We start from the raw sequence: 23,048 nt of genomic DNA on the forward strand, positions 1-23,048 counted from the left end.
CACAACAATCAATACTTTAATTATTTAGACCTATCTCTAGATCTAATCGCTTGACTTTATTCGAAACGCCAGGAAAAATATCTTATGTCCTTTCAAATACCATCTTGGCATCTTCCACGGTTTCCAAAGTTCTGTTTTCCGGAGAAGCAGGTAATTCATAAGTTCGATATTTCCCGAAAACTGGTTTATGAAGACGATAGCTATCGAACCGATAGGATCAATTCAGCAATAAAGTGATTCCACACTGTAAATCAGCCATTTTAAAAGCCTAAAAATCCACTTTCCAGTCCATATACTACGAAGAAACCCCAAAATTGATCAACTGGCGGACTTTCTAGAGGAAGATCTGAGAAGATCGGAGCGGTAAATCCCGTTCCTAAATCAAAAAAGAACAGTAAGGGGCTAGTGTGAGTGTATAGCAGAAGAAAAGAAGATTTTGGACTGAATGGTATATGACGATTGGCTAGTTCAGCAAGTCAGGTCATTCAACTAATCTCCTCTTGTTTTCGAATGGATTCAAACATTTCGTGAATAAAACCCCTTAAGTGCTGGAGTGGTTACCCGGAGGCAAACAAGCAGTAAGGTAGTTTACCGGCAGAGGACCGAGCGCATAGAAATAGAAATTTCTTCTGTTAACGTTTTTAGCGGGGTCAGCGGCAGTAAGCCTATCTGTTTTCCTTGCATACCTAGTTGGAGCACAGGGGGCAGACCAAAGTGGCAATGAATGATAAAGTTTACCAAAATGCACAAGTGGGCATTGCTTTATTAGCGTGAAACCGAAGAATGTACCAAAATCAGCGATTTTTTTACCACATGAGCTACTAACTGCCACATTAGCTTTGCAGGAAATACTTCAAATACTATGTTTAAAAAGATGGTTTTCATTGATAACCCTATGTATTCCAGACTGGCCCATACTATGCTAAGAGTCTTTTTCGGAATGGTTTTACTAAATCACGGACAGGATAAATTAAGAAAATTCTCCGAATACAGGATTGATTTTCCTGACCCGTTAGGGATTGGCAGCGATTTATCCCTCAGCCTGGTGGTGGGATCAGAATTTTTTGGTGGGCTACTGATTCTTTTAGGATTAGTTACCCGCTTAGCTTCCACTGCAGTGCTGGTAACCTTTGCTATTGCATTTTTTATTTTCCATCAGGCAGATCCTTTTGAAGTAAAGGAACTGGCATCGTGCTACTTGGTGATTTCAGCCTACTTTGTACTTGCAGGATCGGGAGGTATGTCATTGGACAATAAATTCTTTAAGGTACGCAATGAAAACTAAGTACGCCTGGGGATTAGTCACGCTACTATTGCTCGCACATCAGATGTATCCCCAAGGGTTGCAACTTGAACCCATGGCAGGTCATGCAGGCTTCTATTACCAACATATTTTGGGCACTCCCCTGGACAACCATACCGGGTTTGGGGTGCTGAATATCTCATCGGCATCAGCACGGTATTCTAACAGCCTTCCACCGGAGTTGATGACTCAGATCTACCTTACCCATCAGGTATGGAAGTATTTAAGTGTGGGTGCAGGGATGATTTATGTGACAGCTGCAGGAATGAGACCCACAGCCATGGGGCAGTTCGTGAGGGCCTATAAGGAGTTCTCTTTGGTTATCTTCCCTAGGGTGGACCTGTGGAAAAACCCTTCTATGGAACTGATGACCATAATGGAGTACCGTCCCAAAATCGCCTCAACGCTTGCCCTATATTCACGCATCCAGCTGCAGACCATTTGGAATAAATACAGTCATCTAAAAAGCAGTCAGCATCTTCGGTTAGGGCTGGATAAAGGGAGTATTCAATTTGGGCTTGCAGTGGTACTGGAAGAATACGGTACCGGGTTTTCTACCTATCAGAATTATGGGCTGTTTATCCGAAAAGAACTAAAAAATATACCTCCTGAAAAGAGGTGAACTACCAAAAGCAATGACAACCAAGTGATCGAATGGAATACTGGCTGTTTTCTCTCCACCAATTGGAATCTGGTTTGAGCCCATAACGGAACAGTTGTTAATTTCGACAGCGGATTGTTGTCACGCTTTTTCAATCGGGTTTGTCTGTATACTGAAACTACCTTATAGTACTATTATGATAAATTACCAGCAGTTTCTTTTCCCCTATGCCTACAATATCCTGGGTTCCGCCGAAGATGCGAAGGACACCGTCCAGGAGGTGGTTTATAAGTTTGTTGCGGGTAAATTTAACCCTGAAAATGAGAAAAGCTACCTCATCCGAAGTGTAATAAATGAGGCAATCAATCTCAAGAAGAAAAAAGGACGCACACAGTTACCTGATAATTGGCTTCCCGAACCGGTTGCGACCGAAAGGTCTGATCTGGGGCTGGAACTGAATGAACTCGTCTCCTATTCCATGCTGATCTTATTGGAACAGCTCAATCCCAAAGAAAGAGCTGTTTTTATCCTCAAAGAAGCATTTGATTACAGACATGCTGACATTGCTGAAGTGCTGGGAATCGGAGTGGAATCCTCCCGGAAATTACTGAGCAGAGCACACCAACAGTTAAATCATCCTAGAAAAACACCACCCAAAAACAAACAGCATTCAGAGCTACTGGAGAGTTTTGTTGCAGCGGTAAGAACAAAAGACCTGGACAGGCTGCATTCTTTATTGTCAGAAAATATCGCCTTTACCGCTGATGGCGGTGAAAAAGTAAATGTCGTGAAAAAGTACTGCACTGGAAGAAATGAGGTGGCAGAGCTCCTGATTCTGGTTTATCACAGATTCCAGGCCAAGACCAACGTACGTGCAACCCTGATTAATCACCAGCCTGCGCTGGTTTATTGTTATAAAAACAAGATCACCACCTGTCAGGTGTTCCAGATAGGATCAGACCACCGTATTCAAGGGATCAGTACTGTTGTGGATCCCGACAAACTCACCCATTTGGAGCCCCATGGATAAGAAACTGATTATTGGTGTGGTTCAGGTACTTCTGGGTGCCATAAGTTATGGGTTGCTGGCAACTTTTGTACGGATTGCTTATAATGAAGGATTTACCACTGTGGAAGTTACCTTTGCGCAGTACTTCTTTGGTTTTGTGGTTTTGGGCACGGTTTATTTGTTAAAATCAGTGAACCGCCGTCCTTCCAATTTGGAATATATTCAAAACCCAGGCTCTTTTTGGAAACTGATTCTTGGTGGAAGCACATTGGGTCTGACCGGGTTCTTTTATTACCTGTCGGTCCTGTACCTCCCTGTTTCCATCTGTGTAGTGTTGCTTATGCAGAGCATTTGGATGGGGGTGGTACTGGAAAGCATCAAGAATAGGAGAAGGCTGGAACACCAGAAGATTATTTCCTGTATACTGGTCCTGCTCGGGACTGTTCTGGCCACCGGAGCGTTGGAAACAGCTACTTCTCTTCAGCCATTGGGACTGTTTTATGGAGTATTTGCCGCCCTACTGCTGACAATTTCTCTGCTGGTATTCAATCAGACAGCACTTGAACTTCCTGTTCCAACGCGAAGTTTCTATATCATCATTGGATCTCTTTCAGCAATTACAATCGTTGCTTTTTCTTCGCTAATTACGGATTTCAATTTTGGAATTTTTACGTCCTGGGGAATTGTATTGGGACTCTTTGGTTCAGTCTTACCTCCAGTTCTTTATAGTTCGGGGATGCCAAAAACCGGTCTGGGGGTCGGAGCTGTACTTACCTCAGCAGAAATCCCGGTGTCGGTCAGTATGGCTGCCATAGTATTGGATGAAAATGTGGATCAGTTGCAGTGGGCAGGGGTGATGCTGATTATTACAGCAATTATTTTACTAAACCTGATGCCCCGGTTTAACTTCTCAGCTAAAGAAAAATAGATTTTTGTCACGCTTTTTCCCTTTCAGCTGTCATAGCAGGAGTTGTATCAAATAAAACTAAAACGTTATGCAAACAAGAATTCTTTTTCGGGAAATAAGTCCAAAATTCTATGAGGGATTATCCACAATCGGGGATTACGCCAAATCGCTATTAGAGCCCAAGCTTATTGAACTGATTAAATACAGAATATCTCAAATAAACTGCTGCCCGTTCTGCCTGGATATGCACTACAAGGAGGCAGCTCACGCCGGAGAGAAGGAACTCAGGCTCCATACGTTGCCAGGCTGGAGAGACTGTCCATATTATACCGAAGGCGAAAGAGCCGCCTTGGCATTTGCCGAAGCACTTACGGAGCCTTCAAAATATGGGTTGGACGATAAAATATATGATGGACTTGCTGCCCATTTTGACAAAGAAGAAATTATGGCCATCACAGCGGTGGTCGTTCACATCAATAGCTGGAACAGAATCAACCAGGTGTTCCGCCCTGAGCCCGGTAAGTATAAAATAGGACAATTTTAAAACTAAGCCATAATGAAATACATCATTTTAATCTTTCTAATCATGACAATCCAATCAACAGCAGCCCAAACTTTATCCAATCCCACTACGCTTTTTGATCCCGCCCCGTATGGTTTTTCCCATGTAGCAACAGTTCCGGAAGGAATGTCCCTTGTTTTTGTCGCTGGACAGGGTGGGGAAACGGATAAGGAGGGAACCTTAGGCGAGGATTTTAGAGCACAGGTGCAACAGGTATTGCTGAACATTAAACTCGCCCTAGAGCCCCAGGGGCTTTCCCTTAAGGATGTAGTAAAAGTGACAACATTGGTAGTGGATCACGACCATGAAAAGCTAGGAATAATTGTAGATGAATTTAAAAAGGCGTGGCCAGATGCACATTTTCCCGTTAACACACTGATTCCTGTTCCCAGACTTGCATTAGAAGGCATGCTGATAGAAATTGATGCAGTAGCAGTACAAAAATAAGTTTAAGGTCCGATCAGGTCCATCCCACTAGCAACGCACTTATATGTCCACTTTCATCCTAGATCCAATCAAACATTTTCAAAATAACCGGTCAACAAAGGAATTCCCTTCTTTATTGATTACAGATCAAAATCCATTTTTAAGAAATCCAGAAAGTATTTATCGGAGCTATTTTAGAAGTATCTTCTATGTGCAGCGCGGAAAGGGGACGTTTAAAGTAGGCTCTGAGAGTTATTGTATTAAAGCCGGGAGCGTCGCCATCGTTGGGCCTGGGCTACCTTATCAGTGGCTCAACACAAAAGACCTAGCCTTTGATGCCCTTATCTTCAACAACGATGTGTTTAAGAAAGGCTTTGACACTTCATTAATTACTATGCTGGATTATTTCTGCCCTGATGCCAATAAGGTAATGGGGATGGATGAGGATCAGCGTTTCAGTTTGTCCATGCTCTTTACCACGCTCAAGACAGTTGGATACAACCATGCCGCAGTACCCGGGGTGTTGCATTCAGTCTTAATGCTGGTGCAGGAATATTATCATGTTCTACACCAAAACAGACCTGCTTCCCGATCTAGCAAGGCGGAATTTGTCAGTACATTCAGGGCGCTGCTCGCTGAGCATTTCACGGACCACAAAACTGTCTCCTTTTACTCATCAGCCATGAACATCACCCCAAAGTACCTGAGCGAAATTCTTTTGGAAGAAACCGGTTGGACGGCAAAAAAATGGATTGAATTTCATTTAATCACAGAAGCCAAGACTATGCTGAGCTATTCTAAACTTCCTATAAAGGAAGTCTCCTATCAGCTCGGTTATCAGGATGTATCCCACTTCACCAAAGCATTTAAGAAGTGGACACAGCTCACACCCCGTGAGTTTGGCATGCATAGTTGAATCAGGAAAAGTGATCCTATTTAAAAAGCTATAAGTGGATTGTAGGAAGTTCTGCAAGGGGATCATTTTAATCAGTTACTTCTCCATTTACATCATTTCACAGTAGTTCCTCTTCATGTGGGAGCATCAAAAAAGAATGCAGCCCCAAAAGGGTCAATTGAGAACTGTTTACAGGCCGATTTGAGAAGGGTCGTGCTTGCTAGCGGGTCTGTTGCATACTCACGCTCAGCTCATCCTTGATCCTGAATTAGAGTTCTTTAACATTAAAAAATATTAAGATCAATCTATGAATTTAGGAGAATGAATATACCGATCTATATTTCAGAAATAGAAAATTACTATGAAAAAACCTCTTCTGATTTTTTGCACACTACTTCTAAGTTTCCAAGTAGCTTTTGCCCAATCAACGTTGTCTGAAACTGAAAAACTCGCTTCTACCGCCAGAATTTGGGGATTTCTAAAATATTACCACCCTCATGTGGCAAAAGGAAAATTCAATTGGGATGAGGAGCTTTTTACCCTATTACCAAGTGTCAAAGCTTCGAAGACTAAAGAAGAATTATCCCAGGTCTATTTGACTTGGGTGGAAAGCTTGGGGCAAATTGGAGCTTGCAAAAGGTGTAATTCAGATCAAAACGTTGAATATTTCGATAAAAATTTCGATCTGAGCTGGATAGATAATGATCAGGTTTTCACAGCGGACCTATCCTTAAAGCTGCGATACATCGAGCAAAATCGCCATCAAGGCAAAAAGTATTATGTGACTGCTGGCAAAAGAGCAAAAAACATTATTATCACCAATGAAAATGAATATAAAGACTTTGACTGGAGTAATGAGAACTTAAGATTGTTGTCACTTTTTCGGTATTGGAATTATGTGGAATACTTTTCTCCTTATAAATACCAAACCGAAATGGATTGGGATGGGGTTTTGCACAAGATGATCCCGAAGTTTCTCCATCCTAAAACTGAGCGGGATTTCTACAAGGCCTCAATGGAACTGGTGGTGAGTCTCAATGATGGTCATGCTTCCTTTTACAATGTCAAAACGATCAATTTTATCGGGAGCTACATAATTCCGGCGGAGTTTATGATTATCGACGATAAAGCAGTTTTTACTAATTTTTACAATGACTCTTTAGCTAGGGTAGATAATCTGCAAATTGGTGATGCGATTTCAAAAATCGATGGACGTGCGGTGAAAGCCATTTTCGATGAACAGGAGAAATATATCACAGGCTCCAACTTGGCAAAGAAAAAGGCCAGTTGGCGTTCTACCATTTTTAATGGAGCATCAGATGCTGTGGAGATCGAGTATGTTCGTAATAACGAGACTTCTACAAAAACCATAAGACGGTATTTACTGGCAGACTTTAAAATTGACCCTAAAAAAGATGAAAAATTCAAAACTCTTGGGGGGAATATCGGCTATGTAAATACGGGCTTGATAGACAGAAAGGATGTTGAAATTATAATGGAGGAATTCAAAAACACCGATGCGATCATCTTCGATATCAGAACGTATCCCAGTGCATCGTTTTACCAAACTTTATCAAAATACATTAATTCGACTGGCAATTCTTTCTATAAATCGACTTATCCTGATTTGAATTATCCTGGAAAATTCATTTGGAAAGAAGGAACCAAAAGTTTTTCCAGTAAGCAATTACAGTATAAAGGTAAAGTCGTCTTACTGACCAACGAAAAGGCAATCAGTCATGCAGAATTTACGATCATGTGCCTTCAAGCTGGGGATAATGTAACTACCATCGGAAGTCAGACTTCAGGAGCTGATGGAAATGTTAGTGACTTTAAAATGGTGGATGGATACAGAACGGGAATCAGCGGTATTGGAATTTTTTATCCTGATGGAACTGAAACGCAAAGAAAAGGGGTAAAAATTGACATCGAAGCAAATCCAACTATTGAAGGAATCGCGGCTGGCAAGGATGAAATACTTGAGAAGGCGATTGATTTTATTAATCTCAATCTCTAGGTTTCCTATTAAATCCCCTCTCACCTTAGTATCTACTGCACGATTTCGAGGTTAAAGTCGATGGAATATTAGAATTCAAAAACCGGGAGGTAGTCCGTAGGAAATCCTGATTTTAGAAAATTCTGCTTAATGCCTCAATTTTTTGAAACTGACAGGCTGTCCGACCTTTGTGCATACAATTAGGTAAAACCGGAATAGGGCACGTGAAATATATGGTTAAAAAGAGTAAATGAATCAAAGGAGGACATTAAAGAGCTAACACAGAAGTTTCATTCACTGTTGGGAGTTTTGATCTCTACAGGACTACAGTAGACCTGGACGGAAAACTCAGCAAAGACGGCAGATTGCTATACAGGCTCAATGTATCAGGCCAGCAGAAAAAATCACACCGGGATTTTGAATACAATAACAGGTATGTTATTGCTCCTGTGATCAGTTACCGGGTACGTCCCAATACCCTGCTGACTGTTGAATATGATTACCAACGGGCGGACATGAGTGATGTGGGATCCTATTACGTATTTTCACCGGAGGGATTCGCCACCTTACCCCTTGAGTTCACTGCTTTATCCCCTGGCATGCCTGCCACAAAAATCAACGACCATTCCCTGATCGGCAGCATACAGCATGAATTTTCGCCAGACTGGAAGTTGACCGCACAGGCTACCCATATGATTTTCAAGCAACAGGGCACTTCCTTGTGGCCTGCAGCCGTAAATCCTGACGGCACGATGCTTCGCGCAGTCTCCAGTTGGGATGCATTGAGTAAGATGACCATGGCACAGGTTTTTGTAAACGGGGAATTCCATACCGGAAAATTGCGACATAAGATATTGTCTGGACTGGACATGTCCAATAAATCCTACTGGGCTGACTGGGGGCAGTCCCATCAACTGGATTCTGTAGGAGCAGAATTTGATGTACATAATCCCTATTATGGTATCCCTGTAAACGGTTATCCGAGTTTCGATTTCAGCACCCCTATTGAACAGCGTGCCCAAGCGGCAGGAGGTACAATCGATCAAAGGTTCAGTGCATTTTATCTCCAGGATGAGCTGGCATTTTTGGAAGACAGATTGAGATTGACATTGGCAGCCAGATATACAGAAATCTCCCAAGCTGCCTATGGAGGAACCGCCATTACAGATAACAAGATTACCCCAAGAGTAGGCCTGAGTGTATCTGTAAATCCAATTACTTCCGTTTACGCCCTATATGATCAAGCCTTTATGCCTCAGTCCGGGAGGTTGTCCAGTGGCAGGGAAGTGAAACCTATTACGGGAAACAACATGGAAATCGGGCTCAAGCGTCAATGGGCAAATGGCAGATGGAGCACTACCCTTACAGCCTATCAAATTCTGAAGAGAAATGAACTCACTGCTGACCCCAACAGTCCGCCAAATTCAGGACTTAGTGTGGAATTAGGCGAGAAAACCGCCAAAGGGATAGAGTTTGACCTTAAAGGGAGTTTACTGCCTGGGCTGAACATGAACTTGAATTATGCCTTTACGGATTCGCGTGTGACCAAAGTAACTGAAAATGTAACTGTAGTCCAGGAAGGTGACATTGTTCCAGGCTACGCCAGAAACACATTCAATACCTGGCTGGGATACAGTATCCAAAGCGGGGCTTTGGAGGGATTGGGGTTTTCAGCAGGGCTTACTATACTGGGTGGAAGGGAAACCTATTGGGATCCTTCTCCGGACCCCAATGAAGTGCTTCCAACCTATACCAAGTTAGACGCAGGCCTGTTCTGGGCTAAAGACAACTTCAAAGTAAACCTGAACGTCTTCAACCTCCTTGACGAATACCTTTACAGTGGATCCTATTATTCATGGCTAAATGCATACAATTGGCAGACTGATCCTCCCAGAAATGCACGCCTGAGTATAGCCTATAAATTTTAGGAATGAATTAGGCTAATAAAAAAAAGCTGTCCGCTCACATAAGCAGGACAGCTTTTTTATGTGGAGGAAAAAGTCTGATCTTTATTCAATTATCTTCATCCGGTTAGCATTCTCTTCTTATAAAAATGATAAAATGGCCTCATTTACAGCTGATTCATTTTCCATATTACAGATATAGACTGAATCAGGGATAAGTAATTCATCGGCCAGAGGATTGATTTTTAACATTCCGGAATAAACCACTGTCTTGGTTTCAATCCACTTTTTCTATATTCTGCCAGGTTTTCAAGAAAGAAATAACGCTGAAAGGTCTGGTCAACGATTCTCCTAAAGCTGAAGTTACCTGCTCTTCCTGATCAGTAATTCTTTCAAGTGAAAAACCCGCGGTTTCCATTAGGCGGACCACTTCAGAACAATCGTAAAGATTAAATCCAAAGTCTGTAAAGGGCAGTTTTTTCATGAACGCCCTGTCTGCAAATGCGATCACCAATCTCCCACCTGGCCTTAAAACCCGAAAAATTTCCCCAGCCAGCCTTGCCGGATGAGACCAAAAATAGACGGTATTCACGGTGAGCACTTTATCGAACGTTCCCGAATCCATAAGAATATTCAATCCATCATAGATTTCAAATTTGGTTGCGGCTCCCAGCGTCTGGCTGTTGTTTTGCTCAGCCATATCCTTCATTGTCCCGGATATTTCCAGACCTATATAATGAATATCTGCTGCCTGATCCATCAGGTATGGTACGTGTGCACCGCTCCCATGGCCAAGTTCCAAAATACTATCCCTATCCCCGGCTTGCATCAAATCAATTGTGCTTCGGATCATGAAGAAATTCTTTTCATGCATTTCCTCCCCTAGCTCCACTCCCCTTTTACCGGATGGATGGCTCAGTTGGGAAGCGATCATTTTCATTTCCCTTGTATACCTGCTTTTCATGTGTTTATAATTTGATTTTTATAGGTCACATGGAATCTTGCATGGTAGATAATCATCCCTGTGTGTGACGCTTCCAGTTATGCCTTTCTTCCTCAGGCAGGCACGATCTCAAATTTTTAAGTAGCTAAATTTAAAATGCTTTCTGTCCGGAAAACTCCATTGCCTCCCCTTTGCCAAATCCGAAGCTTACTCCCAGCGTAACAAATCTCCCATCTTTCTCCCAAGCATAATTGGTGAACCCGGGCTGCAGGGTATTCACTTCATAAATCCTGGAAGCAAACACATCCCGCACACTTAAATTTACAATGGCCCTGCCCTTCATCAGTTTCTTCCGTATTCCCAGGTCTGCAAACACATTTTGGGAAACCGTCCCCTGTAGCGTCTGCTGTCTGGAATTAAAATGGCCGATGAGCTCAAGACTGAAGTCAGCAGGCAGGTTAAACTTTGAGGTAATCCGTGATGTCCATTGGTCGGCATTGAAATCAAAGGCTGATTCTTCAAAAGTCCCGAACTTCCGGACCCATCCAAAATTGAAATCCCCGTTGACCGAAAGCCAGTCATTGGGCATGTATTTGGCATTGAACTCCAACCCACCGGACTTGCTGGTTCCGATATTTGCAGGCATAGTGGTTGCAACATTCTCACTGAACGTGGTTATATTTTCTACCGCGTTGGTAGTATATCTATAATAGAGTGATCCGTTCACAGAAAATGCCCCAAAATCATAAATACTTGTCAGTTCCAGCGCATCGGTATATTCAGGCTGTAAATCGGGATTGCCGGAATAGATATTGAAGTTGTTCTGAATGCTGAAAAAAGGATTCAGATCCCAGACAGAAGGGCGTAATATTCTGCGTGAATAGCCCAGCTGAAGGGATAGATCCGGGTGAAACTTATATGCCCCGTGAATACTTGGAAATAAATCAGTATATGCCTGGGAGTTTTTCTGTCCTGTAGTGGTCAGTTCAGTATCCACAGTCGTATTTTCCACTCTTAGTCCTCCCTTGATTCCCACCTTATCCACTTCATACGACACCGTGGTATATACTCCCAGCACGTTTTGTCTGTAGTCAAATAAATTACTGAGATCAAGGTCAGTTATCCATTCCCCGCCTATAAGATCATTTACAGCATAATCATTGGATACCGAAGTCAGAACATACTGGGCACCGGACTCCAGGGTTGTTTTGGAAGAAAGTGGATTGGTGTAGTCTGCTTTAAATGTGTATTCCTGCTGTGTATTGTCAGAAAGTGTTTCCTGTTGTGTGGTTACCGTTTCGCCTGAAATGAAATCATTGGAATAGTTTGAAACCTGGTCCTTTGCAAAGTAATCACTGGTGGCACTGACGATCAGGCTGTGTTCTTTGGATTTGGAATCCGAATCCGAAAAGATTTTGCTTTTGAACAGATTCTTGTAAACAGCTTCATACTGCCACTTGGGATTTGGAGCCTCAGTGAGCTCAGTTCTCTCCCATTCGGACAGGGGTTGTCCATCCGGATTTAAGGACTTAAAACGGGTTTTGGAATCACCCTCTTCTGCTTCGAAAGCATATCGCCCGGAAACTGAAAGTGTCCCACTCTCCGAAACCCTGTAATCCCCTCCCAGATTGATGGTATAATACCGCTCATGCATTTCACTTTTGCCGGAACTGAGTACGGAGGTCATTTGTGCCAGATCTTTGTTTTCAGACTTATATTCTTCCGGGAAAGTCCTGTGACCTATTCCAATCTGCGTGAAGAGATTCAGTCTTTCCGTCCTGCGGTTCAGACTGAAACCAAGACTGTGGTTATTTGGCACCCCTGTGTTAAGGGTTACCGATCCGTTGACTCCCTGTCTCTGGTCTTTTTTGATGACGATGTTGATGATTCCGGAAGTTCCCTCAGCTTCATATTTGGCAGAAGGATTGGTAATTACCTCTATCCGCTCTATCATATCCGCTGTCAACGTCCCCAGTGTATTCCCTTGGGCAAGTACTGAAGGCTTCCCGTTGATCAGTACACGGACACCTGAACTCCCTCTCAGGCTGATTTCACCTTTGATGTTGACATACACCGAGGGCACATTGTTCAATACATCCAAGGCACTTGCCCCTGTACTTACCAGATCATTCCCCACATTGAAAATACGTTTATCAAGCTCATATTGGGTTTGTGACTTTTCCGCCCGGATGACCACCTCATCCAAACCCTGGCTTTCTTCCTCCAGGTAAAAAATACCGAGATCTGATCCCCCGTTTACCAATGACATTGGCTTTTTCACTGTTGTAAAACCTATAAAACTGATTTCCACAACCACAGAATCCAAAGCGCTCTGTAACTCAAAATAGCCCTCGCTAGTTGAGGTGGTTCCAGTTTCCATAAGACCTGTAGCTGCGGAAAGAAACTTAATTGTCGCGAATTCCAATGGTGCCTCCGAACCTTTGATAAGTACTCTTCCCCGATGGGTTTTGGCTGTAGTTTGAGCCAGACATGCTCTTTCATGAAAGAAAACAAACAGCGTAATAAAAGTCAATAACCTAAGTGTCATAAAAGAAAATCAATAAACGCTAATTAAGAACCAGCTTCAACCTTTGCAGCTAATTTGGCAGGCTTTACTACCTGAGAAGTACACACACCCTTTATATCCCCTTTCTTTCTACCTCTCAATCCGATCAACATAGTAAGACCGCCACAAAGCAACCAGGTAACATCCACAAAAAATGAATCGGAATACCCTAGGGAAAGGGATTTCCAGAGCCATAGGCCGGAATGAAACCCGTTAAAAACCGGAATCAAAATACCAAAAGAACCAGCAATCAACAGGGAATCACGGTTGATTTTAAACTTATCCTTGATCAGAAATGAATAGACAGTATAGGCTACCCAGAAAACAAGAAACAGCCAGCTGATCCATTCAAACCGGTGTTCCATTTCTGCAGGAAAGGTTTTGGTCAGCAGAAACATCAAGGCAACAGCCGGGTATAGTCCCAGACAGGAACCCAGATAGATAGCTCCTACATTCTGGGTAAAACGGGCCCGATGGGCATAGGCCTTACTGCTCCGTGCAGTAATCCAAACCATCACTCCCGAGACAATGACAAAGCAGGTCAGAAGAGCCAGAAGAAAGTAGAGAATCTTCACGAGGACTCCCCCGAAATTCCCAAAGTGGATGATATGGATAAAATCCCAGGATGCTGTCGCATAAGGTGGGGAAGTATCGGTTGGCTTATATTCTACCAGCTCCCCGTCTGCAAGCCGATAGATGAATTTGGCATAGTTGAAAAAACCGTCCTTCCTGTGTGTACCGATTGAAATTTCCACATGGGCATTCCGGTCATGGTAATTGTGCACTTCAGCATACACATCTTTAACCTCCCCTTCTTCAAATTCCTCCAAAGACTTTCTCATCAGGTCATTGATGGAAACCTCTTCTGCCATATAGCCTTCAATAGGGATGTTACCATCCATAAAAGCCGGGTAGATGTCATTGGACAAAGCCGCCTCATCACCCTGATAGACAATTTCCGAAAAGGGACCTGCGAATAGGATTAGCAGGCAAAAGATGGCACCTGTAATGGCGTACATGATCTGAAAAGGAAGTCCTATCACACCCAGTGCAGCATGGGCATCCGTCCAGAGGTTTTTAAGGGAACCTTTAATCCGGAACGTAAAAAAGTTGGATCCGATTTTTCTCCAATGAACGATCACTCCTGTGATGGTGGCAAATAGGAAGAAAACAGATACTATACCTGCCAGATAGATTCCAACAGTAGGAATCTGATCGAAAAAGTGAAGCTCATAAAGGAAGTTTCCCAGCGTATGATGTGATGCCTCACTTCTTGTTGTGCCTGTATTGAGATAGGTTGCCTCATCCAGCTGCAGGTATAAAACCCCGCTTGCCTCTGAATCCTGAAGTAAATCAAGACCGCTTTTCTTAAGGGTAGTGTCCGTCAAAGCAGCTGAATAGATATTAACCTGGTTGTCATGGTAATACATACTCAAGGATCGCCCATGCATATCAAATCCGGCAGCTGTAGCCTGGACAATGGCTTGGTCATAGTCCATCACCGATACCCCTTCGGCTTTTCCATTGGACTCCCACCGGTCAATGCTTTCCATAAACAGTGAAAAAGCCCCAGCAAAGAAAATCACATACAGGCCAATACTTATCACTATTCCGCTTACGGTGTGGGTGTTAAAAAACACATTGTAATTACGCTTGCTCATGGACGAAATTTTAGCGGCCTAAATAAATGGCCAATGCACTGATCAAAGCAATCAAGGCCATCAGACCCCAGGCCTGCCAGACTCTGGGAACCCAATAAGAGACTAGCATCAAGCCTACCCAAATAATAAATGCGGTATATACAGCGGTAGGTAAGATTACCGTCCTGTCTGTCCAAATGGCCAATGCCATATGGAAACTGACTGAAGCAAGCAATCCGCCAACTATAGCTGCCGATAGCTTGCCGAATTTAATCCAGGGGGACTGTGAAAGATATTTTTTGTTTGCAGGCATCTATAGGATTATAAATAATGAGCGCCTATTTCTATACCGGAAATCATCAGCAAGCCTATAGACAAATGCGCCCAAGTTACTTTCCCGAATGGTATAAAAAGAACCATTAAAGAGGCCAGAAGCATCCAGATGATCATCCCGGTAACTATTCCGACCGCAAACCCCATTTGCCCGATATAAATCAGGGTGCTCAATAAAAGCGCCGACCCGCTTAGCGAACGGGCCAGCATTTTTCTGGTTTTCAAAAACAACATGAGGCCATTTGGCTCAATCTCCACCTTCTGTGCTATCGCATACAGGCAGAAAATGGATATAAATGACAGGCAGATGGCTAGGGTAATCATGCTATTGAATTCAAACGGTAAAAGGAAAAATGTCAGAAGTTTCTAAACAACGCGTTGACAAACACATTGCTGCCATCCAGTTTGGAGCCTTTTCTGAATCCATCAGGTCCGCCGCCTATAGTGATCTCATAGATATGGGCGTCTCCTCCTGTGACACTTACAGGCACATAGAATTTGCCGTCTTCCACGCAGTTCAAAGAGAAGATGTCACGGTAGCTTGCATTAGGAAGATTCAATTCAGTTACAGATTTGCTGGCCAGGTTGATCTCGACCAAGGTTCCTGTGTTCTGTAACAGGTCACCCCAGGCGGGGATATCCGCCTCTTTCACTACGTTGGCATATACGATGTTATTACCTGCATACCATGCATTCCAAATTGCGATGGGTTCATCGTACTCAGCAGAAACATCCAGTACATAGGAATCATCGTATTCCCCGTCTTTGATCCGTACAAAAACAGTAGGCTTACCGGCCAGTTCATTGTTTCCGTTCCACTGAAAACTGTTCAGGTTATACTGATAGATGTCTCCGTTTTCCACTTTGAACGTTCCATTGGTTCTATACCCGGCTGTAGTGCCAGCAGATGCTGTGGAAACCAAGACTTCAGGATTTGTCAAAGAAGGATAATCATACTTTAGCGTAATGAGGCTATCTGCTAACTGTGTCCAGTTTTCTCTATCTCCGTACAAGGACCCCACATAGATTTTATCCCCTTCAATTACAGCATTGGTCCACAAAGCGTTCTTGCCATTTACATCAGGGACATCCATGAAGCCAAAACTTTCGACAGTGAACCCCTCAAGGTCAATTATGGCATAAGGTGCTTTTCCTTCCTCGTTGGGAAAGTCAGTCAAAAACAGATCACCATTTCCCGTATTGATGATATAGCGGAAAAAACCTTCTGGTGCCAAGGCTGAATTGGAAATCGCATCAACCTTCACCGGACCATTGTCAGTCAGTTCAAATTTCTCCGTCAATCCCTCTGTATTATTGAGGATATAGATAAAACCATCCACACTTGCCGACAGATTGGCCCATCCTTCAAAGCCATTTCCGACAACAGATATATCACCCACCTGAATATCATCTGTAGTTAGGTAATATCCCTCTCCATCCACACTGGCACCCACCGTGTATTTGGAATTTAACGGGTCCGGTTCTACCGGTGTAGGATCATCGCTATCGCAGGACACCAAAACTCCTCCAAATACCAAAATCATAAGAGACATGGCCCTATTGAGTAAATACTTCATTTTCATAGTCTTGAATTTATTTTTGTATTAGTTGGTAATTAATTTTAAAGAAAAATGCTCTTCCCGGCTTTTGAAGCAGGTAATTGTCATAAACCTGCTCATTGAACATGTTGGAAACATCAAGGGCAAGTGTAAGATTTTGTGAAGGGAATGTGTACCCTATCCCTGCATCGAATACCAGTTGAGAGGGGATAAAATTCTTGTTGTCCTGGTTTCCTAGACTGGGCCAGCCCAAAAAGAACTGATGTACATAACCTGCATTCAGATAGGTAAACAGTCTGGATTCATTTTGGATCACATCCCCCATACTGTATTCCATTCCCGCATTGGCCATGAAATAAGGGGTATTTCTCAGTCGGTCACCGTAGAGGATATTCTCTCTTCCGTTTTCATCTATTCTCAGGTCGTTTCTCAGATCCAGGTAAGTACCGTTTAGGTTTACCTTCAGTTTTTGGTCATAGTCATAGACTATATCCAATTCGGCACCTGTACCTGTAACCTTGTTGATGTTTTGGTACATGCCTTCACCCTGACCGTTGATGATGGTGAACAACAATTGGTCTTTGATATCCCGGTAAAAAGTGTTCAGGGCAACTTTGATTCCATGACGGACTCCAAGATCGTACCTTCCCAGCACGGCTCCTATATTGGTGTTGAAACTTTGCTCCGGTTTGATCAGGGGATTGTTGACAATGGTTACCCCATCTCCCAGTGCTTCAGTCGGGCTGGGCATCCGGGTAGCCTGTTCAACCGAGGCCTTGAGCAAAAGCTTGGACAGAATCCTGTAAGAAGCAGCAAAGCCACCTCCCCAGTTGGCTACCTCGTTCTGATAATTGACCACTTCATAATCCGTGGAATAGACCACATCGTTGATGGATGAGATGTAGGAATAGTGTTTTAGAAAAGCATTGGCATGCAGCCTATCGTCAAATTTCACCGTTTCAATTGACAAACCTGCAAAATGGGAAGCAACCGACTGGGGCTCCAGGTAAGGTATCCTGTAAACCAGGGTGAAAGGATCTTCACCCGTGCGACTGGTGCTTGTATAAAGGTAATTAAGACCCAATCGGAAATCGGATGGCAATTGGTAGGTGCCATTGAACCTATAAATCTGCGACTGATCGTTTTGGGTATAGTGGGATTTCCCGTTACGTCCCATTTCTCCGCCTGAGCTATTCGTGCCTATCTGGATTCCTCTCCAGTCATAGCGGGCAGTAGTGGTATCTACCAAGGTGCCTTCGGTCTTGGAATAGGCTGCAAATCCCGTGACATCCAAACCCTTTACAATCAGGTCATTTTTCTGATAGGATAAGCTGGGCATCATAACCTTCTCGTTGTTACGCATTTCACCATACACATAAGCCATAGTCTGCCCGGTCTGCACCCCCCTTTTCTGATCGGAAGCCAGCATGGAAAAGAACAATTGATCCGCCCATTTTTTATCGGTAACCCCAACGTCCACTTTCACACTGGCAGTCTGAAAGTCGTCATTGAAGCGTTCTGCAGGGTTTTCTTCGGTAAACTCCACCGCTTTATAGCCTGTGGAAGCATCCGCATAGTGGACACCCTTACCCCATACTTTATAGTTGTTGTCTGAATAGGTGTAGAATGCAGAGAGACGGGTGGTAAGTCCGGAGGCAAATCTCCATTGTCCGTGCAAAGCGGTCTGATGCGTATTGAATGAGCCAAAAGAATAAGAGGCTGCGGCATAATTCGAAATGTCCTGATTGGTCACCAGATTGATAGCCCCACCCAAGGCATCGGATCCCAACTCAACCGGAACAACCCCTTTATAAATATCCACCCGCTCTATCAGGGCAATCGGCATATTGTTGATCGAATAGGATGAACCGAAATAATCCATCGGGATTCCATCGATGAAAAAACGGATAGCATTCCCTGACATCCCATCAAGGGAATAATTAAAATCCGAGCCTGTACCTCCCGATTTTCTTACCCTCACCCCTGCTGTCCTTCCCAGGACATTATTCAATTCAAGGCTTTGGGCTTTGATTTTCTGGGTTTCTATGGCAGCAACGTTAAACCCTCTTTTCTCTATAATCGTCGATTCACTTTCCCCGGTAATGACCACCTCATCCAGTTGTCCGTCTCTTTCCTGTAGCTGTATTCTGATGTGTCCATTTTCTCCGGAGGTCAGGGTCACTACCTGCGTGGACGGCAGGTAACCCAACATTGTCGCATTGAGCTCATAGCTTCCCGGCTCCAGATCAGAGAACTTAAAATTCCCGCGCTCATCAGAAAACACCACCTGATTGGAAGGGTTGAGATGAATTACAACATCCTTCAGGGACTGGTTTCGATCATTTTCAACTGTTCCCAGTAGTGTGGATTTGGACACTTGGGAATAGGCTGAATAGATGTAGAGCTGACCTATACAAATTAGCAGGAGAAGTTTCAAGATGAACTATTATTATTAAGACTAATTCTAAATGACAAATTTGTTAATATTGTGCTAGTTGACAAAACCCATTCTGTGAACGACTCACTTATCCCCCCAAACGACAAGAAAGCTGACAACTTTTCTGAAACTATTTCACCAGTAAGAAAAGATGATCGAAAAAGTCCGCTAAAAGTGTATGCCCTGGAATTTGCCTACCAGTTTGCTGTCATGGCTGTGTTGCTGGTATTTTTTTCGTTCAACATGGACCAGACGGAGGTATTTCATTTCCAGGACCTGTTTGCCCCCTATAAGCTTGCATTTTTTGCCAATTACCTGGTGGCAGCCATGATCATCAATTATGTACTCCTGCCAGTCTTGTATTACAAAAAGCGGATGTTCTTGTTTCTGCTTGCTGTCTCTCTTTTGATCACAATGGTTGTGCTGATGGATGAATATGTGTTGGAAAAAATCTATTTCCCGGACACAAGAGGCACCTATTTTCCGGGACTTTCCTTCACGATTGTGGAAACACTGCCCATCATTATCATTATGGTAGCTTTCAAGATCGCATGGGACTTCAACAGAAAACAACGCGAAGTGGAAGAACTGAAAAGCCTAATGAAGGAAAGTGAGATCCAGTTTTTGAAATCCCAGATCAATCCCCATTTTTTGTTCAATAACCTGAACAGCATTTATGCCTATGCCATTGATTATTCGCCCAAAACCCCATCCATTATCCTGGATCTTTCCACGGTGCTACGTTATATGCTGTATGACTGCAGGGAAGATCAGGTGGCATTGACCAAAGAAGTTGATCACTTAAAAAAATACACTGCCCTCTTTGAGCTTCAACTGAACAAACGGGGGCGGATTAACTTCAGGGAAGAAATCCCCAATGATAGATTTTTCATTCCGCCCTTGATTCTGATTGTGTTTGTAGAAAATGCATTCAAACACAGTACAGGAAGTCAGGCCGGAAATATCGAAATTGACATAGCCATCCATGTAACAGAAGATGGGACGCTAACCTTTAATTGCTGCAACAACTATTCTCCCCATTACCAGTCTACTGATACCGCAAGGGGAATAGGGTTACAGAATGTCATCAAACGGCTGGATTTACTATTCCAAAAAACGTATCATCTAGTGATTAAAAATGATGGAAACCTCTATACTGTCAACTTAATGATCCCTCTGAAAAAAATGTAACCATGCTCAAAAGCATCATTATAGAAGACCAGGCACCTGCCCAGTTCATTCTGGAGAAATTTATTGGGGACACCGAATTCCTGAAACTGGAGAAAACATTCTCCGATGCGGTAGAAGCCCGGGGATATCTGGAATCCCACCCCGTGGATCTGGTCTTTCTGGATATCAACCTGCCCTTACTGTCCGGCATGGATTTTTTGCGTACCTCTGCCAATCAGCCGCTTACCATACTTACCACTGCCTACTCCGAATTTGCACTGGAATGCTATCAGTACAATGTAGTGGATTACCTGCTCAAACCATTTTCCTTTGAACGCTTTACCCAGGCGATAGAAAAAGTGCTGAATCTGACACGCACCCTACAGCATTTCAGTGAGGAAAAGGCCTCAGTCACAAGCGGTCAGGTATACTTTCGAAGCAGCCATGATCTTGTGAAAGTGGATTGTAAAGACATTATTTTCATTACCAGCGACAGCGACTATACCGAAGTGATCACCGCTTCACAGAAGTATCTGACACTGGATCCCTTGAGGGAATGGTCCGCAAAGCTGGACGGGGATTTTATCCAGGCGCATAAATCATTTATTATCAACCTAAACCACTTGATAAAAACCTCCAAAAACAAGATACACCTGTCCAAAGATCATGTAATCCCGATTGGCCGGGTGTTTAAAAAGCGCTTAATGGACGCGATTGAACGCAGGAAGTAAGTAGCATTGTATGGTCTCCGCACAACAAAATTGAGATTCACTTGCCTGCAAATGCCAAAGCAATATTTGAACTGAAAATTGATAAGGTTGTGATCGGAAAGCTTCTTAGTGAGGAAGGAGTCTGGAAATTTATGTACACGGATGATTTTAAGAAGTGGACACAACTCACACCCCGTGAGTTTGGCGCAGGCAGTCTATCGATGATTACTTCTGTAAACTCCCGGGATCTGTTCAGCCATCCCACATCGGTTGGATAGGCAATATCCCAGGGACAGGTAGTGGCATCATATATCCTGTTTATGTTTTTCTCTTTGTTTTTCAACGCTTTGCCATAAACCCATAATTATTTACCTAAAATATAGGTACTATAGGCAGGAAGGTGTAATTCATTATTTCTCAAATCAGAGTCTTTGTTCTTAAATAGTTCGTTATTAAATTCCTTTAGGGAGTCAGGGAAATTTAAATTAACTTCTTTGTCAGAAAGATTATGAATAACTAGCACGGACTCTTCTTCTGTAGATCTTTTAAATACGGAAAGAGCAGGATTATTCATAGATATAGGCTCAATATCTCCATAGGTAAGGGCATTACTTTCGTTCCTTAATTTTATGAAATTCTTGTAGTGATTGTAGATAGAATTTTCATCTTTCATTTGTTCCTCGACTGGAATAACAGATTGATCTGTGCTATACTTAGGATCTATCCATGAAGCCCTGTATTGATCATTAGCTTTAACTTGCCAAAGAAAAGGTTCTCGTATATTGGGGTCTGGCTTTTTCCCCTGCATTCCGATTTCTTCTCCATAATAAAGATAAGGCGAGCCGGGAAGAGTGAGTAACAGTGCAGCAGCCATCTTTGCTTTATCCATATTATTGTTAACTGCGCTCATAATCCGAACTTGATCATGATTGGTCAGGAAAGTAGCATCAATATAATCTGGGTTTACAGTTTTATAGTAATCAATTATTTTTTTGTGGTCTGTTGTAAGTCCCCCTTCTTTCTCTTCATTAACAGCTGTGGTGATAGCATTGCCCATGTCAAAGTTAAATAAAGCGGGAAGTCCTTTTAAATACGGAGCTACTATTTCCGATGATGCCCAAACCTCTCCTATTAAATAAACCTCCTTATTTGCCTTTTTCATTTCGTTCTGAAAATAGACCCACCAATTATGATTATCGGTCGGTCTATCATCAGGGAATATATGCCTTGCTGCGTCGAGTCTAAAACCATCTACTTTAATCTCAGATAACCAAAATTTTCCGATTTTAAAAACCTCTTCTCTAAGTTTTGGATTATCATAATTCAAATCAGGCATATTACGACTAAAATAGGAATAATACAGGTAATCACTCCCTTCTACTTTATTCCAACGGGTACGGTTGTTAGAATCTCCGGAAATGATTTTTCCAGAAACTTGGGTTTGCGGATCATCCTTATGTGTCCATACATAATAATCTCTATATGGACTATTCTCATTTGCTATGGCATCTACGAACCAAGGATGTCTGCTACCTGAATGATTCAACACCATATCCATTACCACCTTAATATTCCTTTTATGTGCCTCATTAACAAAGGTTTTGAAATCATCCAAGGTTCCATAATCTGGATGGATGTCATAATAATCCGATACATCATATTTATGATAAGAAGGAGAGGGATTCATCGGCATCAACCATACGCCCTCCACTCCAAGATCTTCCAGATAGTCTAGTTTTGAAGTCATCCCTATTATGTCTCCAATTCCATCTCCATCAGAATCAGCAAAGGACTGTACAAAGATCTCATATGTTACACCTCTTGGCCATTTACTAACATTAGAAGGTGTTTGAGCAGTTAATATTTCAATGTCGATTCCTACAATTAAAAGAATCAGTATTAACACATACTTAACAAAATGATTTTTCATTATTTCTTAATTAATTAAATACAATTAATTCTCTTTATAAATCCCCTAAAACAACTTTAAAGCAAACAAAAACACACCTGATCAACAAATAACTTAGAGCAAATCCATCGCATTTCAGGATTTCAAAATAAATACATTACTAAAATCAAAACGGTTT

20 protein-coding genes are annotated in these 23,048 nt (G+C 42.7%); 11 read left to right on the forward strand and 9 right to left on the reverse strand.

The features are described 5' to 3' along the window. Positions 1 to 862: 862 nt before the first annotated feature. The 9 genes from AS141_RS23430 to AS141_RS23470 all read left to right on the forward strand — a co-directional run bounded on the left by AS141_RS23430 (position 863) and on the right by AS141_RS23470 (position 9,627). A complete protein-coding gene (locus tag AS141_RS23430; RefSeq protein WP_057940148.1) occupies positions 863 to 1,285 on the forward strand; it encodes a DoxX family protein in 423 nt (140 codons plus the stop codon). Beyond that, positions 1,275 to 1,925 carry a hypothetical protein gene (locus AS141_RS23435; protein WP_057940149.1) on the forward strand — a complete coding sequence of 217 codons (651 nt, stop codon included), beginning with the start codon at positions 1,275 to 1,277 and terminating at the stop codon, positions 1,923 to 1,925. The genes AS141_RS23430 and AS141_RS23435 overlap by 11 nt, the downstream gene beginning before the upstream one ends. Positions 1,926 to 2,100: 175 nt before the next feature. Beyond that, a complete protein-coding gene (locus AS141_RS23440) occupies positions 2,101 to 2,934 on the forward strand; it encodes a sigma-70 family RNA polymerase sigma factor (RefSeq protein ID WP_198293597.1) in 834 nt (277 codons plus the stop codon). Further along, on the forward strand, positions 2,927 to 3,841 hold the full coding sequence (locus AS141_RS23445) for an EamA family transporter (protein ID WP_057940150.1): 915 nt from the start codon (positions 2,927 to 2,929) through the stop codon (positions 3,839 to 3,841). The genes AS141_RS23440 and AS141_RS23445 overlap by 8 nt, the downstream gene beginning before the upstream one ends. Before the next feature lie 67 nt (positions 3,842 to 3,908). Next, positions 3,909 to 4,364 (forward strand): carboxymuconolactone decarboxylase family protein, encoded by a 456-nt coding sequence (locus AS141_RS23450; RefSeq protein WP_057940151.1) that lies wholly within the window; start codon positions 3,909 to 3,911, stop codon positions 4,362 to 4,364. A gap of 42 nt (positions 4,365 to 4,406) precedes the next feature. After that, positions 4,407 to 4,829: a RidA family protein gene (locus AS141_RS23455; RefSeq protein ID WP_057940213.1), complete on the forward strand. Its 423-nt coding sequence runs from the start codon at positions 4,407 to 4,409 to the stop codon at positions 4,827 to 4,829. Between the two features lie 43 nt (positions 4,830 to 4,872). Further along, positions 4,873 to 5,724 (forward strand): helix-turn-helix domain-containing protein, encoded by an 852-nt coding sequence (locus tag AS141_RS23460; protein ID WP_057940152.1) that lies wholly within the window; start codon positions 4,873 to 4,875, stop codon positions 5,722 to 5,724. 340 nt (positions 5,725 to 6,064) lie between these two features. Continuing rightward, complete coding sequence (locus AS141_RS23465) at positions 6,065 to 7,720, forward strand: S41 family peptidase (RefSeq protein ID WP_057940153.1); 1,656 nt, start codon at positions 6,065 to 6,067, stop codon at positions 7,718 to 7,720. Positions 7,721 to 8,064: 344 nt separating this feature from the next. Next, positions 8,065 to 9,627 carry a TonB-dependent siderophore receptor gene (locus AS141_RS23470; protein ID WP_157243561.1) on the forward strand — a complete coding sequence of 521 codons (1,563 nt, stop codon included), beginning with the start codon at positions 8,065 to 8,067 and terminating at the stop codon, positions 9,625 to 9,627. A 253-nt stretch (positions 9,628 to 9,880) separates the two neighbouring features. Here AS141_RS23470 and AS141_RS23475 read toward each other — a convergent pair whose 3' ends face one another. The 7 genes from AS141_RS23475 to AS141_RS23505 all read right to left on the reverse strand — a co-directional run bounded on the left by AS141_RS23475 (position 9,881) and on the right by AS141_RS23505 (position 19,081). Continuing rightward, positions 9,881 to 10,567 (reverse strand): class I SAM-dependent methyltransferase, encoded by a 687-nt coding sequence (locus AS141_RS23475; RefSeq protein ID WP_057940155.1) that lies wholly within the window; start codon positions 10,565 to 10,567, stop codon positions 9,881 to 9,883. Positions 10,568 to 10,697: 130 nt separating this feature from the next. Beyond that, positions 10,698 to 13,094, reverse strand: coding sequence for a TonB-dependent receptor domain-containing protein (locus tag AS141_RS23480; RefSeq protein WP_057940156.1), 2,397 nt, complete (start codon positions 13,092 to 13,094; stop codon positions 10,698 to 10,700). Positions 13,095 to 13,117: 23 nt separating this feature from the next. Further along, positions 13,118 to 14,773: a PepSY-associated TM helix domain-containing protein gene (locus tag AS141_RS23485; RefSeq protein ID WP_057940157.1), complete on the reverse strand. Its 1,656-nt coding sequence runs from the start codon at positions 14,771 to 14,773 to the stop codon at positions 13,118 to 13,120. A 10-nt stretch (positions 14,774 to 14,783) separates the two neighbouring features. Further along, complete coding sequence (locus AS141_RS23490; protein ID WP_057940158.1) at positions 14,784 to 15,065, reverse strand: hypothetical protein; 282 nt, start codon at positions 15,063 to 15,065, stop codon at positions 14,784 to 14,786. 8 nt (positions 15,066 to 15,073) lie between these two features. Further along, positions 15,074 to 15,409 (reverse strand): hypothetical protein, encoded by a 336-nt coding sequence (locus AS141_RS23495; protein WP_057940159.1) that lies wholly within the window; start codon positions 15,407 to 15,409, stop codon positions 15,074 to 15,076. Between the two features lie 32 nt (positions 15,410 to 15,441). Then, entirely contained in the window at positions 15,442 to 16,662 is a 1,221-nt protein-coding gene (locus AS141_RS23500) for a hypothetical protein (RefSeq protein WP_157243562.1), read from the reverse strand. A 16-nt stretch (positions 16,663 to 16,678) separates the two neighbouring features. Beyond that, positions 16,679 to 19,081: a TonB-dependent receptor gene (locus AS141_RS23505; RefSeq protein ID WP_057940161.1), complete on the reverse strand. Its 2,403-nt coding sequence runs from the start codon at positions 19,079 to 19,081 to the stop codon at positions 16,679 to 16,681. Positions 19,082 to 19,156: 75 nt separating this feature from the next. Here AS141_RS23505 and AS141_RS23510 point away from each other — a divergent pair, with 75 nt between their 5' ends. Together AS141_RS23510 and AS141_RS23515 are read left to right on the forward strand one after the other, a co-directional pair. Next, entirely contained in the window at positions 19,157 to 20,272 is a 1,116-nt protein-coding gene (locus AS141_RS23510) for a sensor histidine kinase (RefSeq protein WP_232424996.1), read from the forward strand. 2 nt (positions 20,273 to 20,274) lie between these two features. After that, positions 20,275 to 20,982: a LytR/AlgR family response regulator transcription factor gene (locus AS141_RS23515; protein ID WP_057940162.1), complete on the forward strand. Its 708-nt coding sequence runs from the start codon at positions 20,275 to 20,277 to the stop codon at positions 20,980 to 20,982. Positions 20,983 to 21,019: 37 nt separating this feature from the next. Here AS141_RS23515 and AS141_RS26165 read toward each other — a convergent pair whose 3' ends face one another. Next, positions 21,020 to 21,304, reverse strand: coding sequence for a hypothetical protein (locus AS141_RS26165; RefSeq protein ID WP_082632406.1), 285 nt, complete (start codon positions 21,302 to 21,304; stop codon positions 21,020 to 21,022). A gap of 21 nt (positions 21,305 to 21,325) precedes the next feature. Continuing rightward, entirely contained in the window at positions 21,326 to 22,891 is a 1,566-nt protein-coding gene (locus AS141_RS23525) for an alpha-amylase family glycosyl hydrolase (RefSeq protein ID WP_057940164.1), read from the reverse strand. Positions 22,892 to 23,048 lie beyond the last annotated feature (157 nt).

The organism is Algoriphagus resistens, from assembly GCF_001442615.1.
Taxonomy (GTDB): Bacteria; Bacteroidota; Bacteroidia; order Cytophagales; family Cyclobacteriaceae; genus Algoriphagus; species Algoriphagus resistens.

Bases quoted from the DNA above. Each gene is read 5' to 3' on its own strand.
- AS141_RS23430 (WP_057940148.1), top strand. From the start codon at position 863: ATGTTTAAAAAGATGGTTTTCATTGATAACCCTATGTATTCCAGACTG.
- AS141_RS23435 (WP_057940149.1), top strand. From the start codon at position 1,275: ATGAAAACTAAGTACGCCTGGGGATTAGTCACGCTACTATTGCTCGCA.
- AS141_RS23440 (WP_198293597.1), top strand. From the start codon at position 2,101: ATGATAAATTACCAGCAGTTTCTTTTCCCCTATGCCTACAATATCCTG.
- AS141_RS23445 (WP_057940150.1), top strand. From the start codon at position 2,927: ATGGATAAGAAACTGATTATTGGTGTGGTTCAGGTACTTCTGGGTGCC.
- AS141_RS23450 (WP_057940151.1), top strand. From the start codon at position 3,909: ATGCAAACAAGAATTCTTTTTCGGGAAATAAGTCCAAAATTCTATGAG.
- AS141_RS23455 (WP_057940213.1), top strand. From the start codon at position 4,407: ATGACAATCCAATCAACAGCAGCCCAAACTTTATCCAATCCCACTACG.
- AS141_RS23460 (WP_057940152.1), top strand. From the start codon at position 4,873: ATGTCCACTTTCATCCTAGATCCAATCAAACATTTTCAAAATAACCGG.
- AS141_RS23465 (WP_057940153.1), top strand. From the start codon at position 6,065: ATGAAAAAACCTCTTCTGATTTTTTGCACACTACTTCTAAGTTTCCAA.
- AS141_RS23475 (WP_057940155.1), bottom strand. From the start codon at position 10,567: ATGAAAAGCAGGTATACAAGGGAAATGAAAATGATCGCTTCCCAACTG.
- AS141_RS23480 (WP_057940156.1), bottom strand. From the start codon at position 13,094: ATGACACTTAGGTTATTGACTTTTATTACGCTGTTTGTTTTCTTTCAT.
- AS141_RS23485 (WP_057940157.1), bottom strand. From the start codon at position 14,773: ATGAGCAAGCGTAATTACAATGTGTTTTTTAACACCCACACCGTAAGC.
- AS141_RS23490 (WP_057940158.1), bottom strand. From the start codon at position 15,065: ATGCCTGCAAACAAAAAATATCTTTCACAGTCCCCCTGGATTAAATTC.
- AS141_RS23495 (WP_057940159.1), bottom strand. From the start codon at position 15,409: ATGATTACCCTAGCCATCTGCCTGTCATTTATATCCATTTTCTGCCTG.
- AS141_RS23500 (WP_157243562.1), bottom strand. From the start codon at position 16,662: ATGAAGTATTTACTCAATAGGGCCATGTCTCTTATGATTTTGGTATTT.
- AS141_RS23515 (WP_057940162.1), top strand. From the start codon at position 20,275: ATGCTCAAAAGCATCATTATAGAAGACCAGGCACCTGCCCAGTTCATT.
- AS141_RS23525 (WP_057940164.1), bottom strand. From the start codon at position 22,891: ATGAAAAATCATTTTGTTAAGTATGTGTTAATACTGATTCTTTTAATT.